The sequence below is a fragment of the Rathayibacter sp. AY1D9 genome (assembly GCF_002932395.1).
Lineage (GTDB): Bacteria > Actinomycetota > Actinomycetes > Actinomycetales > Microbacteriaceae > Rathayibacter.
This window is the reverse complement of record NZ_PSVQ01000005.1, coordinates 1-12,122: the sequence shown is the minus strand read 5'-3', so window position 1 is coordinate 12,122 and position 12,122 is coordinate 1. Positions and strand designations below refer to the sequence as shown.

Sequence of the window (12,122 nt, the reverse complement as noted above, 5' to 3'; positions counted from 1 at the left end):
GGCGGGTTCAGGCCGGGGGCGCGGCGACGCGCTGGCCGACGACGGCCGAGACGCCGTCCTGCCGCATCGACACGCCGTAGAGGGCGTCCGCGATCTCCATGGTCCGCTTCTGGTGGGTGATGACGATCAGCTGGCTCGAGGTGCGCAGGTCCTCGAAGATGCTGAGCAGTCGGCCGAGATTCGCGTCGTCGAGAGCGGCCTCCACCTCGTCCATGATGTAGAAGGGGCTCGGCCGCGACTTGAAGATGGCGACCATGAACGCCACGGCCGCGAGCGAGCGCTCCCCTCCGGAGAGGAGCGACAGCCGCTCGATCTTCTTGCCGGCCGGCCGCACCGCGACCTCGATGCCGGTGGTGAGCAGGTTCTCCGGGTCGGTCAGGCGGATGCTGCCGGTGCCGCCGGGGAAGAGGACGGGGAACACGTCCGCGAACGCCGCCTGCGTGTCGTCGAACGCGGAGGCGAACACGGTCTGCATCGTCTCGTCGAGCTCCTCGATGATGGTGAGCAGGTCGCGCCGGGTCCCGGTGAGGTCGGCCAGCTGCTCTGTCAGGAACGCGTGCCGCTGCTCCAGCGCGGCGAACTCCTCCAGCGCGAGCGGATTGACGCGGCCCAGCTGCCCGAGCTGCTTCTCGGCCTTCTCGAGGCGGCGGCGCTGCTCCTCGCGGACGTAGGGCCGCGGCTCCTGCTCCTCGTCCGTCTCGTCGGGGACGCCGACTCCGGGACCGTACTCCTCCACCAGCACGTCCTCGGCGAGCCCGAGCTCGGACGCGGCGCGCTCGAGCAGACCGGTGAGCTGCAGCCTCTTCTCGTAGATCTGCAGCTCGAGGCCGTGGACGCTCTCGGTGACGGACTGGAGCCGGTCGCGCACGCTCCCCTCCTCGCGGCGGAGCCCCTGCAGCTCGGCGTTCTGCTGCGAGCGCACCGCCTCGGCCGCGACGAGCTCGGCCCGGGCCTGCTGGACGGAGCGGTCGACGGAGGCGAGGACGGCGGGGAGCGCGGCGGTCACCTCGGCCGCGGCGTCGCGCTGGCGACGGCGGATCACGGCGCGGCGCGCGGCCTCGTCGGCGGCGGCGCGGTCGGCGGCCAGCTGGCGGGCCAGCGCCTCCCCGCGGGACTGCTCCGCCCGCACCCGCTCCTTGGCGGTCTCGACGCCGAGCCGCGCCTCGATCTCGCGCTCGCGTGCGGTGTCGACGTCGCGCTGCAGACCGTCGCGGGCGCTCGCGTCGAGCACCGGCCGAGGCCGGGCGCGCGCGGCGTCGAGCGCCGACCTCGCCTCCTGGGCCGCGCGCTCGGCGTCGCCGACCCGGTCCGAGGCGACGGCCAGCGCCCTCGAGCCCCGGCCGTGCTCGGCGGTGGCCGCCTCGAGCTGGGCGCGCACGCCGCCGAGCCGCTCGGTGTGGGCGGCACGGGCGGCGTCGTGCTCGCGGAGGGCCGAGAGCGCGCTCGCGGCCTGCTCCTTCGCGCCGCGGAGCGCACCGGTCTGCTCGGCGAGCTCGAAGCGGAGCCGGTCGATCCCACCCTCGACCTCCTCCAGCCGGGCGGCGGCCGAGTCGCGCTCGGAGACGAGCTCGATCCGGCTGCGCTGCCCGCCGGAGCCGGCGCTCTGCACGGCGTCGGAGACGGTCGCGCCGTCGCGGGTGACCAGGACGGTGCCCGGATCGATGCGCTCCCTCAGGCGCCGCGCCGCGGCGAGGTCCTCGACCACGAGCACGCGCTCGAGGAGCGAGAGGACCCCGGCCGGCGCCGTGACGAGGTCGCCCGCGCGTTCCGCCCCCTCGGGAACGGTGAGAGCGACGTGCGGCCGGGCGGCGTCGGCGACCAGCAGCTCGACGCGTCCGAGGTCGCGCTCCAGCGCGGCGTCCAGTGCCGCGTCGGCCCGGGCGGTCGACTCGACCAGCACGGCGTCGGCGACCGCGCCGAGGGCGGCGGCGATCGCGGCCTCGGAGCCCGGCCGCACCTGGATCCGCTCGGCGACCCGGCCGCGCACCCCCTCGATCCGGGCGGCGATCAGCTCGGCCGAGCCGTCCGAGACGTCGAGGGCCAGCGACAGGGCACCCGTGCGGGCGGCCAGCGCCTCGCGCTCGCGCTCCAGGGCGTGCAGCTCCTCGCGCAGCCGCTCGATCCCGCCCTCGGCGGCCGAGACCGCGGACTGGGCGAGCTCGTAGCCCTCATCGAGGCCGCCGTCGGGGCCGCGGCCCGCGTCGTCCAGCTCGGCCTCCAGAGCGTCGAGCGCCCGCCGCGCCGCCTCCTTCCGCCGGTCGGCCGCGTCGAGGGTGTTCTGCGCGCGCAGGACCTCGCCCCGGACGGACGCGAGACGGGAGGCGGCGGTGTCGGCCTGCCCCGAGAGGGTGGAGAGCTCGAGGTCGTAGCGCGAGACGAGGGCCGCCTGCGCGGCGATCTCCTCGTCGACCGCGTCGAGGGCGGAGCGGGCGGCGACGGTCGTGCGCTGCGCCTGGACCCACGCCGTCTCCGCGTCGAGGACGGCCTGCCGCAGGCGCTCCAGCTCGACCCGCGCCTCCTCCACCTGCGCCGGCGTCACGCGCGGCTGGATCTGCGGCTGCTCGGACTCGAGCTCGAGCATCGCGAGCCGCTGCCCGGCGAGGGCCGAGAGGTTGCGCAGCCGCTCCTGCACCGACTCCAGCTCGAACGAGGTGCGCCGGGCGTCGTCGACCGCGTCGCCGACCGCCTCCGCCTCGATCCGCGCTCGCCGGAGCGTCGCCTGCTCGAGCCGCTGCTGCAGGACCACCCGCTCGCTGTGCCGCTCGCTCTCGGTGCGGGCGAAGCCGTCCAGAGCGGTCCGGAGCGCGACCACGTCGTCCGCGAGCAGGCGCGCCCGGGCGTCGCGCACCACGGCGGCGATCGTCTGCGCCTGCCGTGCGACCTCGGCCTGGCGCCCGAGGGGCTTGAGCTGGCGCCGGATCTCGCCCGCGAGGTCGGAGAGGCGGGTCAGGTTCGCCTGCATCGCCTCGAGCTTGCGGAGCGTCTTCTCCTTGCGGCGGCGGTGCTTGAGGATCCCGGCGGCCTCCTCGATGAACCCGCGCCGCTCCTCGGGGGTCGCGTGCAGCACGGCGTCGAGCTGTCCCTGCCCCACGATGACGTGCATCTCGCGCCCGAGACCGGAGTCGCTCAGAAGCTCCTGCACGTCGAGCAGCCGGCAGCCGCGTCCGTTGATCGCGTACTCGCTGCCGCCGTTGCGGAAGAGGGTCCGGGTGATCGTCACCTCGGTGTACTCGATCGGCAGGGCGCCGTCCGAGTTGTCGATGGTGAGCGCGACCTCGGCGCGGCCGAGGGGTCCGCGGGTGGAGGTGCCCGCGAAGATGACGTCCTCCATCTTGCCGCCGCGGAGCGTCTTCGCCCCCTGCTCCCCCATCACCCAGGCGAGCGCGTCGACGACGTTGCTCTTGCCCGAGCCGTTGGGGCCGACGACGCAGGTGACCCCCGGCTCGAAGGCGAACGTGGTCGGCTGAGCGAAGGACTTGAACCCCTTGAGGGTCAGGCTCTTCAGGTACACCCGGCCGCCTCGCTCCCGTCCACAACGCCTCCACGGTAGCCGACGGCCGCGGCCGGGCCGGGAGGCGGAGCCCCGACCGGCCGACGGACCGCCGCGATCCCGCACCGGAACAGGCGCAGGAGGCCGCCGCGGGCGCCGGGACGTGCACACTGGGGTGGTGAACCGCACCTCCGACCCGGCGCTCCGGATCCGCGAGCTCGCGATCCCCGAGGCCGTGGGCGCCGACGGCTGGAGCGACTTCCTCGCCCTGACCGCGATCGGCGATGCGGTGGGGACCGCCCCGGACTGCCGGGCCGTCTACACCTGGAACGCCGAGGAGAACCGACCGATGCTCGCCGTGAACGAGGCCGTCGGCTTCACCCCCGTCGCCCACGAGGGCCAGTGGAGGAAGGAGCTCTCATGACCCCGCTCGTCGAGCCCGGACCGCCGCTGACCGCCGCCGAGCGCGAGCGGTTCGCCCGGCAGATCCGCCTGGCGCCCCTCGGGGAGCTCGGACAGCGGCGCCTCCGGAACGCGCGCGTGCTGATCCTCGGCGCGGGCGGCATCGGCTCGCCGGTGATCACGGCGCTCGCCGCGGCCGGGATCGGGCGGCTCGGCATCGTGGACGGCGACGTCGTCGAGCTCTCGAACCTGGCGCGGCAGACGGCGCACGACGACTCCTCGGTGGGCCGGTCGAAGGCGGAGTCGGCGGCGGCGACCGCGCGGCGGCTCTCCCCCGGCATCGACGCCCGGGCCTTCCCGGTGTCGCTGACCTCGGCCAACGTCGACGCCCTGGTGGCGGGCTGGGACGTCGTGGTCGACGGCTTCGACACCTTCGGCGCGCGCTACCTCGCCTCGGACGCGACGACGCGCGCCGGGATCCCGCACGTGTGGGGATCGGCACTCGGCTTCGACGGGCAGCTCTCGACCTTCTGGGCCGGCGCCCCGGGCGGAGGGGTGACCCTGCGCGCGCTGCACCCCGAGGCCGAGGACGCGGGCGACAGCTGCTCGACGGTGGGCGTGCTGGGCGCGCTCTGCGCGCTGATCGGCTCGGCCATGGCGGCCGAGGTCGTCAAGCTCGTGACCGGGGCGGGCGAGCCGCTGTTCGGTCGCGTGCTCGTGCACGACGCTCTCGACTCCTCCTGGGCCGAGCTCCCTCTCGAGCGGCGGGTGCCGCCGGTCCCGGAGCGGCGGGCCGCGGCGGGCTCGATCACGGCGGCCGAGCTGCGGGAGCGGCTGGCCGGGCCGACGCCCCCGACCGTCGTCGACCTCCGCGAGGACGACGAGGACCGGTCCGTCGCGGTGCCCGGTGCCGTGCGGATGCCGATGTCGCGCTTCGACCCCGTCGCTCTGCCGGCCGGTCCGCTCGTGCTGCACTGCGCCTCCGGGGTCCGATCGCGTCTCGCGGCGGAGCGCGCGGCGGCGGCGGGCGTGGCGTCCGACTCGCTCGACGGCGGGATGGCGTCGTGGCGGGAGCGGTGACCCGTGCCGCGGCCGCGTGCGCCGCGGAACGGGTGGGGTGAGGCGCACCCAGCGCCCTGCCGATCGGCGACCCGGGATGTTCGGTGCTCGCAGCGGAGAGGATCCGTCCTTCTCCGCGGATCAGGGCGGAGCAGTGTCCGAAGCTGATCGGCGGTGGCGTGCTCGCGGCCACCGTTCCGAGGAGAGCACCCATGCCGACGCCTTCACCGCACTCCGCGCGGCAGGCGGCGCTGCTCGATCCTCCCGACCCGCTCGACCCCGGCGCGGAGGCGTGATGCCCGAGGTCTGGAGTCCCGCCGAGAGGCGGCTGCGTCGGCTCGGCTGGATTCCGCGGCGCCCCCTGCCGCGAGGTGCCGTCTGCGACGCGATCGTCTCGCCGCGCCTCAGCCTCAGCCGCGCCTGGCTGCAGACCGGGGAGTTCGAGGTCCTCCCCCATCCCGGAAGGCTCCGCGTGCTCTTCAGCCTCGACGGGACCGGCCGCCTCTCCGCCCGGGGCCGCGACCACCGGCTCCCGGCCGGCAGCGCTCTCGTGACCCGCGCCTCGACGGTGCAGTACGCGGCGGCGCTCAGTCCGTGGGCGCGCTTCGAGTGGCAGCTGCGCCCCTCGGTGCTCCGCGCGAGCGAGTTCGCCTCGCTCACGGACCGGGTCCTCGCCCTCCCCGAGGCCTACTGGCGCGCACTCACCGGTGCGGCGAACACCGTCCTCACTTTCGGCGTCGAGCCCTCGGACGCGGCCTTCGAGCACTTCGAGATCGCGAGCGAGCACCTCCTGGCCTCGGCCTTCTCGGCGCTGCTGCCCTCCTCCGACCGGGAGGACCGGTCCCCCGCCGCCGTGTATGCGAACGGCACGCGCCTGATCGAGCGGCACTACCGCGACCGCTCCTTCACGGTGGAGACGCTCGCGGAGAGTCTCGGCGTGTCGGTCAGCCACCTGCACCGGGCGTTCTCGGCCGCCGGCACCACCCCTCGTCAGCGGATCGAGCGCGCGCGGGCCTTCGAGGCGCAGCGCCTCCTCGACGAGCTCGGCCCGCGGGCGGCGACGGACCTGGACCGCGTGGCGCGGTCGGCCGGATTCAGCTCGCGGATCCACATGCAGCGGACCCTCCGCCGGATCGACGACGCGGGCTGACGTGCGCCGCCGCATCCCCCGCGCCGGACGGGCTCCCGGAGAGGAAACGGCCTGAGCGGCTCCCCCGGTCCGGCGGCGCGACGGAACGTCCACGGTCGGGCATGGAACCTCGTCGCGGCCCGTTCCGCGTCGACCGGAGGCCGGACGTTCGGCAGGATCGGCGCGTCCACCACCCCTCGCACGTAAGAAAGAAAAGGAACACCATGACGGACACCAACTCCCTGGACCCGACGGCAGCGCACTCGCGCTCCCTCCCCCCGCGGATCGACTCGACCCGCGGGGGGCCCGCCCGGCGGACGATCATGACGGGTGCGGCCTGGTCCGTCCCCGTCGTCGCCGCGGCGGTCGCGACCCCCGCGGCCGCCGCGTCCACCGGCCTCACCCTCGCCTTCGACGCCCCGGCGTACTCCTTCCCCGCCTGCACCACGAGAACGGTCTCCGTCCTCGCCACGACCAACGGCGCTCCCGCTGCCGGCGACACGGTCACCATCACTCTCCCCGCCGGCCTGACCAGCGGCGGCGCGCAGACCGTCAGGGCGACGACCGGCGCGGACGGACGCGTGAGCATCCCGGTCACGGCCGGGAACGTGGCGCAGAACGGCATCACCCTCTCCGCCGTCTCCGGCGCCGCGGGCGCGACGGCGACCGCGAGCACCACCGCGACCACGGGGACCGCCGTCCGGTACGTCACCGACGGCGGACGGACGACGACGGAGTCGAACGGCAACGTGCCCTCGGGAGCCAAGGCCGTCGGACCCCGGTACTACCTGACGGAGTCGGGCGAGCTCTACCACGGCGGGGGGCGGATCGCGCGCGGCGTCACCAGCGTCCAGGGCTTCCGCGACGAGCAGAACCGCGACGTCGCCGACTTCGTCGTCGACGGCGTCTTCTACCGCTTCGTCACCGGAGAGGCCGCGCCGAAGGCCATCGGGAGCGGCGTGCCGGCCGGATCGACGGTCCTTGCGCCCGCCTTCTACGTCACACCGAACGGCGAGCTGCGGCGCGCCGGCGGAGCCCTCGTGACCACCGGAGTGACGAGCGCGGACTCCTTCCGCGACCAGAGCAACAACGACGTCATCGACGTGATCGTCGGCTCGGAGCTCGTCCGCTACATCTCCTCCACGAAGAACCAGGTCTACGCCAGGAACGTTCCGGCAGGATCGACGGCCTTGGCGCCCTCGTACCACCTGACGCCGGACGGGCGCCTCTTCAACAGCAGCATCCTGGTCGCCACCGGGGTGACCAGTGCCGACGCCTACCGCGATCGACAGAACCGTGACGTCGTGGACGTGATCCAGAACGGCGCTCTCGTCCGGTACGGCGCGTTCGCGGACAAGACGCAGCCGCAGATCCGCGTCGCCTCCGGTGTGCCCTCCGACGCCACCATCTTCGCGCCGGACGCCTACGTGACCCGGGACGGCCGGGCCTTCGTCAGCGGCGTGCTGGTCGCCACCGGAGTCTCCTCGGCGTTCGGATTCCTCGACGTGCAGAACCGCAACGTGCTCGACACGATGACCAACGTCCTGTGCCCGTGACGCACGGGATCGGCCGCTGATCCGGTCCTGCCCCGTCGCGCGCGGGTCCGAGGGAGGCGTCCCGCGGGTCCCTGTGCTGCGGGACAGGACCAGTCCGTCCTCGGGATGCAGCGTCCTCCAGAAGCGCGGACGCACCTGCTGCGGACCGCCCGGAGCGGACGCACCGGTCCGGTCGAGGACGGCTCGTCACGGAGGGCTCTTCGGGGTCAGCCGCCGGCGAACGGCGGCAGGACGTCGACCGCGGCATCGGGACGCAGCGGCGTGGCCCTGTCCGCGGTCGACACGCCGTCGACCAGGTAGGTGCACCGTGCGAGCACGTCGGCGGCCGAGGGCGCGGAGGCGACGAGTCTCTCCTCGAGAGCGCCCAGGTCGGGCACCTCGTCGAGCTCGTCGGAACCACGGCCGAGGGCGGCCTTGGCCGCCGCGAAGTAGCGGACCCGCATGCTCATCCGCCGATCGCGCTCATCGTGCGCTCGGGCTGCACGAAGCCCGCCCTGTTCATCTCGTGTCCCGCGGGCTTGGCCCACATCGCCCCGCGCCAGAGCTGGGCGACCTCGTGGTCGTCCGCGCCCGCGCGCATCGGGCCGAGCAGGTCCGTCTCCTCGTTCGAGAAGAGGCAGCTGCGGACACCTCCCTCGGCGGTGAGCCGGGTGCGGCGGCAGTCGTCGCAGAAGTTCTCGGTGACGGACGCGATGATCCCCACCTGGCCGAGCACCTCGGACCCCCCGGCCTCGCGGACGTCGAAGAGCTCGGCGGGGGCGCCGTCACGGGGGGCCGCGTGCGGGCTGAGCGAGAAGCGCTCCGAGAGCAGCGCCCGGATGTCCGCGGCGGTGATCATGGTCGCGCGGTCCCAGCCGTGGTCGGCGTCGAGCGCCATCTGCTCGATGAAGCGGAGCTGGTGGCCTCCCGCGAGGGCCCAGGCGAGCAGCTCCGGGGCCTCGTGGTCGTTGATTCCGGGCAGGAGCACCGCGTTGATCTTGGTCTGGTCCAGGCCGGCGGGACCGAGCGCGTCGATGCCCGCGAGCACGCGGTCGAGGAACGGGCGACGGGTGACCTTCGCGAAGGTCTCGGCGCAGATCGAGTCGAGCGAGACGTTGACGCGGTTCAGACCCGCGTCGGCGAGCGCCGCCGCCCGACCCGACAGGCCGATCGCGTTCGTGGTGAGCGAGATCTCGGGGCGCGGGTCGAGGGAGGCGACGTCGCGGATGATGTCGACGAGGTCCTTGCGCAGGAGCGGCTCGCCGCCGGTGAAGCGGATCTGGCGGACGCCGAACTGCTCCACGGCGATGCGCGCGAGGCGGAGGATCTCCTCGCGGCTGAGGAGGGACGCGGGCGGCTGGAACGGCAGGCCCTCCGCCGGCATGCAGTAGGTGCAGCGCAGATTGCACTTGTCCGTCAGCGAGATCCGCAGATCGTCCGCGACGCGCCCGTAGGTGTCCAGGAGGAGCGGGGTGGCGGGGCGGTCGGCCGGGAGGACCGCGCTGCGCTGTCGGGGCCGGAAGCCCGGGATCCCCAGTGCTGTGCTCATCCGCTCACACTACGCCGCGGAACCGGGCGCGACCCGGCAAGATGGACTCGGTCCCGCCGCCGGTCGGGCTCCGCCGCTCGCGAGAGGACACGATGACCTCGATCGACCTGCACGCCGCCCGGGTGCGGGCGCTGCTCGCGCCGCTGGCCACGCGGGGCGCCCGCGAGACGCTGAGCCTGGAGCCGGCCGCCGTCGCCGCCGATCCGGGCGCGTACGACCGGCGGGTCCTCGCCCGCTCCGTCGACTCCCCGCTCGACCTTCCGCGCTTCGACAACTCGCAGATGGACGGCTTCGCGGTGCGGGCGGCCGACCTCGACGCGGCGGCGCCGGAGCATCCCGTCGCCCTGCCCGTCTCGGCGCCGATCCCGGCGGGCGACCGGGCGCCGCGGCACGAGCCCGGCACGGCGACACCGATCATGACCGGCTCGCCGCTGCCGGAGGGAGCCGACGCCGTCGTCCCGGTCGAGCGCGTCGATCCTCCGCGCTTCCCCGCGGCGGGCAGCGTCGCCTTCGCGCATCCGGTGGTGCCGGCGACCTTCGTCCGCGCCCGGGGCAGCGACGCCCGCCGCGGCGAGCTCGCCCTCCCGGCCGGCACGGTCCTCCGCGCGGCCCACTACGGACTCCTCGCCTCCCTCGGGTTGACCGAAGCGGAGGTGCTGCCGCGACTCCGGGTGCTCGTCGTCCCCACCGGCAACGAGATCCGTCCCGCAGGCGCCGTCCTCGAGGAGGCGCAGATCCACGACGCGAACGGCGCCCTGCTGGCCGAGGCCGTCCGCGAAGCGGGCGCGCTGCCCGTCGTCGCCGCCTGCACGAGCGATCGGGCCGAGGACCTCCTGGCGCTGCTCGAGGAGCACGCGGGCGCGGCCGACCTGGTGATCACGGTCGGCGGTGTCAGCGCGGGCGCCTACGAGGTCGTCCGCGACGCGCTCGGCCCGGCGGGCTCGGAGTTCGGCCACGTCGAGATGCAGCCGGGCGGCCCGCAGGGCCTCGGTCTCGTGCGCGTGGCCGAGGGGCTGCACCTGCCGGTCGTCTCGCTTCCCGGGAACCCGGTGAGCGCCCTGGTCTCGTTCGAGGTGTTCCTCCGGCCCGTGCTGCGCTCGCTCGCGGGACGGACGCCCGCCGAGCGGCCGCGGCTCCGTGCGCGCCTCGGCACGGCGCTCGACTCGCCCGCGCACCTGCACCAGATCCGCCGCGGAGTCCTCGACGACGAGGGCCTCGTGCACCCGGTGGGCGGGCCCGGCTCGCACCTGCTGGCGTCCTACGCCCGCTCCACCGTGCTCATCCACGTCCCCGTCGGGACGGACCACGCAGCGACCGGCGACACGGTCGAGATCTGGAGGATCGATGACTGAGAGCGATCGGCTCACCCATGTGCGCGGCGACGGAGCCGTGCACATGGTCGATGTGAGCGCGAAGGAGGTCACGGCGCGCACCGCCGTCGCCGAGGGCTACGTCGAGACCTCGCCCGAGGTGGTGCGGCTCCTCGAGCAGGGCGAGCTGCCCAAGGGCGAAGCGCTCGGCGTGGCGCGGATCGCCGGGATCCTCGGCGCGAAGGCGACCTCGACCCTCATCCCGCTCTGCCACCCGCTGGCGCTGGACGGCGTCGACGTGGACCTCGAGCCGCAGGACGGCCGCGTCCGGATCGAGGCGCGCGTGCGCACGACCGGGCGTACCGGCGTCGAGATGGAGGCGCTGACCGCGGTCAGCGTGGCCGCCCTCACGGTCTACGACATGATCAAGGCGGTCGATCGCGGTGCCGCGATCACCGGTATCCGTGTGCTCGCGAAGGCGGGCGGGAGGAGCGGCTCGTGGACGAGCGGAGGAACCCCGTGACGCGGCGGGCGGTGGCGGTCGTCGCCTCCACCCGTGCCGCCTCCGGCGTGTACGAGGACCGGACGGGACCGGCGCTCGAGGCCTGGTTCACCACCCGCGGCTGGGAGTCCCGGGTGGTCGTCGTGGCCGACGGCGACGCGGTGGGCGAGGCGATCGCCGACGCGATCGGCAGCGGAGTCGACGTGGTCGTGACCACCGGCGGGACGGGCGTCGCCCCGAGCGACGTCACCCCGGAGCAGACCGCCCCCCTCCTGGAGCGGCCCCTGCCCGGCCTCGCCGAGGCGGTGCGCGCCAAGGGCGCCGCCCACGTCCCGACCGCCGTGCTCAGCCGCGGGCTCGCCGGCGTCAGCGGCCGCACCGTCGTGGTGAACCTCCCCGGCTCCCCCGGCGGCGTCCGCGACGGGATCGACGTGCTCGACCCGGTGATCGGGCACCTGCTCGACCAGCTCGGAGGCGGCGACCATGCCCGCTGAGCCGGTCGCCCTCGCCCGGCTCGCGGCCGAGGCCATCACCGTCGACGAGTGCGAGCAGGCGGTCGACTCCCCGACGCACGGCGCCGTCGTGACCTTCGCGGGCGTCGTCCGCGACCACGACGAGGGCCGCGGCGTGCTCCGGCTGTCCTACGAGGCGCACCCGGACGCCCCCGCCGCACTCCTCGCCTCCGCCCGCCGCATCGCCGAGCGCTGGCCCGACGTCCGGATCGCCGCCGTGCACCGGGTCGGCGACCTCGTGGTCGGCGACCTCGCCCTCGCCTGCGCCGTGGCCTCGGCCCACCGAGCGGCGGCCTTCGAAGCCTGCGCGGCACTGGTCGACGACATCAAGGCGTCGGTGCCGATCTGGAAGGAGCAGTCCTTCGTCGACGGCAGCTCGGAGTGGGTCGCGAGCCTCGGCTGATCTTCCTTCGAGCCCGTCCCCGCCGGGCTCGGCGCGGTCGGCCGGAGAGGGTGGCCACGTTTCGCAGAGCGGGGAGCGATCGCCTAGATCGATCCGCTGGCACGCGGATCGATCGTTCGGCTCGGGGGTGTTTCACACAGAGCCCGTCCTCGCCGGGCTCGGCGCGGTCGCGGTGCTCGTCCCCGAGCCCGTCCCTGCCGGGCTCGGCGCAGTCGGCTTTCAAGCTGTCTC

At 74.8% G+C, this 12,122-nt stretch carries 11 protein-coding genes; 8 read left to right on the top strand and 3 right to left on the bottom strand.

The window, feature by feature from the left end; all coding sequences use genetic code 11:
* Positions 1–7: 7 nt before the first annotated feature.
* Positions 8–3,511, bottom strand: coding sequence for a chromosome segregation protein SMC (smc, locus tag C5C50_RS03995; protein WP_104272881.1), 3,504 nt, complete (start codon positions 3,509–3,511; stop codon positions 8–10).
* Positions 3,512–3,668: 157 nt separating this feature from the next.
* Between smc and C5C50_RS17415 the strand changes: the two genes are divergently transcribed.
* From C5C50_RS17415 to C5C50_RS03975, 4 genes are all read left to right on the top strand, one after another.
* The gene (locus C5C50_RS17415) at positions 3,669–3,914 is read left to right on the top strand and encodes a hypothetical protein (RefSeq protein WP_181028756.1); all 246 of its coding nucleotides are present in this window, start codon (positions 3,669–3,671) and stop codon (positions 3,912–3,914) included.
* Positions 3,911–4,972: a ThiF family adenylyltransferase gene (locus C5C50_RS03985; RefSeq protein WP_104223922.1), complete on the top strand. Its 1,062-nt coding sequence runs from the start codon at positions 3,911–3,913 to the stop codon at positions 4,970–4,972. Before C5C50_RS17415 ends, C5C50_RS03985 begins: the two co-directional genes overlap by 4 nt.
* A gap of 274 nt (positions 4,973–5,246) precedes the next feature.
* Positions 5,247–6,101, top strand: coding sequence for an AraC family transcriptional regulator (locus C5C50_RS03980; protein WP_104226887.1), 855 nt, complete (start codon positions 5,247–5,249; stop codon positions 6,099–6,101).
* Positions 6,102–6,304: 203 nt separating this feature from the next.
* Positions 6,305–7,636: a hypothetical protein gene (locus C5C50_RS03975; RefSeq protein ID WP_104272880.1), complete on the top strand. Its 1,332-nt coding sequence runs from the start codon at positions 6,305–6,307 to the stop codon at positions 7,634–7,636.
* Positions 7,637–7,842: 206 nt separating this feature from the next.
* Here C5C50_RS03975 and C5C50_RS03970 read toward each other — a convergent pair whose 3' ends face one another.
* Both C5C50_RS03970 and moaA read right to left on the bottom strand, forming a co-directional pair.
* On the bottom strand, positions 7,843–8,085 hold the full coding sequence (locus C5C50_RS03970; protein ID WP_104223924.1) for a MoaD/ThiS family protein: 243 nt from the start codon (positions 8,083–8,085) through the stop codon (positions 7,843–7,845).
* Positions 8,082–9,164 carry a GTP 3',8-cyclase MoaA gene (gene moaA, locus C5C50_RS03965; protein ID WP_104226889.1) on the bottom strand — a complete coding sequence of 361 codons (1,083 nt, stop codon included), beginning with the start codon at positions 9,162–9,164 and terminating at the stop codon, positions 8,082–8,084. Before moaA ends, C5C50_RS03970 begins: the two co-directional genes overlap by 4 nt.
* A 92-nt stretch (positions 9,165–9,256) precedes the next feature.
* On the opposite strand from moaA, the gene glp reads away from it, so the two are divergent.
* From glp to C5C50_RS03945, 4 genes are read left to right on the top strand one after another with little or no spacing between them, the layout of a single operon-like run.
* Positions 9,257–10,516 carry a gephyrin-like molybdotransferase Glp gene (gene glp, locus C5C50_RS03960; protein ID WP_104272942.1) on the top strand — a complete coding sequence of 420 codons (1,260 nt, stop codon included), beginning with the start codon at positions 9,257–9,259 and terminating at the stop codon, positions 10,514–10,516.
* Positions 10,509–10,997, top strand: a complete 489-nt coding sequence (moaC, locus tag C5C50_RS03955) for a cyclic pyranopterin monophosphate synthase MoaC (protein ID WP_104232482.1) — start codon at positions 10,509–10,511, stop codon at positions 10,995–10,997. The genes glp and moaC overlap by 8 nt, the downstream gene beginning before the upstream one ends.
* Positions 10,973–11,470, top strand: coding sequence for a molybdenum cofactor biosynthesis protein B (locus C5C50_RS03950; protein WP_244229433.1), 498 nt, complete (start codon positions 10,973–10,975; stop codon positions 11,468–11,470). The genes moaC and C5C50_RS03950 overlap by 25 nt, the downstream gene beginning before the upstream one ends.
* Positions 11,460–11,891 (top strand): molybdenum cofactor biosynthesis protein MoaE, encoded by a 432-nt coding sequence (locus C5C50_RS03945; protein ID WP_104226891.1) that lies wholly within the window; start codon positions 11,460–11,462, stop codon positions 11,889–11,891. The genes C5C50_RS03950 and C5C50_RS03945 overlap by 11 nt, the downstream gene beginning before the upstream one ends.
* The last annotated feature ends 231 nt before the right edge of the window (positions 11,892–12,122 follow it).

Bases quoted from the DNA above. Each gene is read 5' to 3' on its own strand.
- C5C50_RS03985 (WP_104223922.1), top strand. From the start codon at position 3,911: ATGACCCCGCTCGTCGAGCCCGGACCGCCGCTGACCGCCGCCGAGCGC.
- C5C50_RS03980 (WP_104226887.1), top strand. From the start codon at position 5,247: ATGCCCGAGGTCTGGAGTCCCGCCGAGAGGCGGCTGCGTCGGCTCGGC.
- C5C50_RS03975 (WP_104272880.1), top strand. From the start codon at position 6,305: ATGACGGACACCAACTCCCTGGACCCGACGGCAGCGCACTCGCGCTCC.
- C5C50_RS03970 (WP_104223924.1), bottom strand. From the start codon at position 8,085: ATGAGCATGCGGGTCCGCTACTTCGCGGCGGCCAAGGCCGCCCTCGGC.
- moaA (WP_104226889.1), bottom strand. From the start codon at position 9,164: ATGAGCACAGCACTGGGGATCCCGGGCTTCCGGCCCCGACAGCGCAGC.
- glp (WP_104272942.1), top strand. From the start codon at position 9,257: ATGACCTCGATCGACCTGCACGCCGCCCGGGTGCGGGCGCTGCTCGCG.
- moaC (WP_104232482.1), top strand. From the start codon at position 10,509: ATGACTGAGAGCGATCGGCTCACCCATGTGCGCGGCGACGGAGCCGTG.
- C5C50_RS03945 (WP_104226891.1), top strand. From the start codon at position 11,460: ATGCCCGCTGAGCCGGTCGCCCTCGCCCGGCTCGCGGCCGAGGCCATC.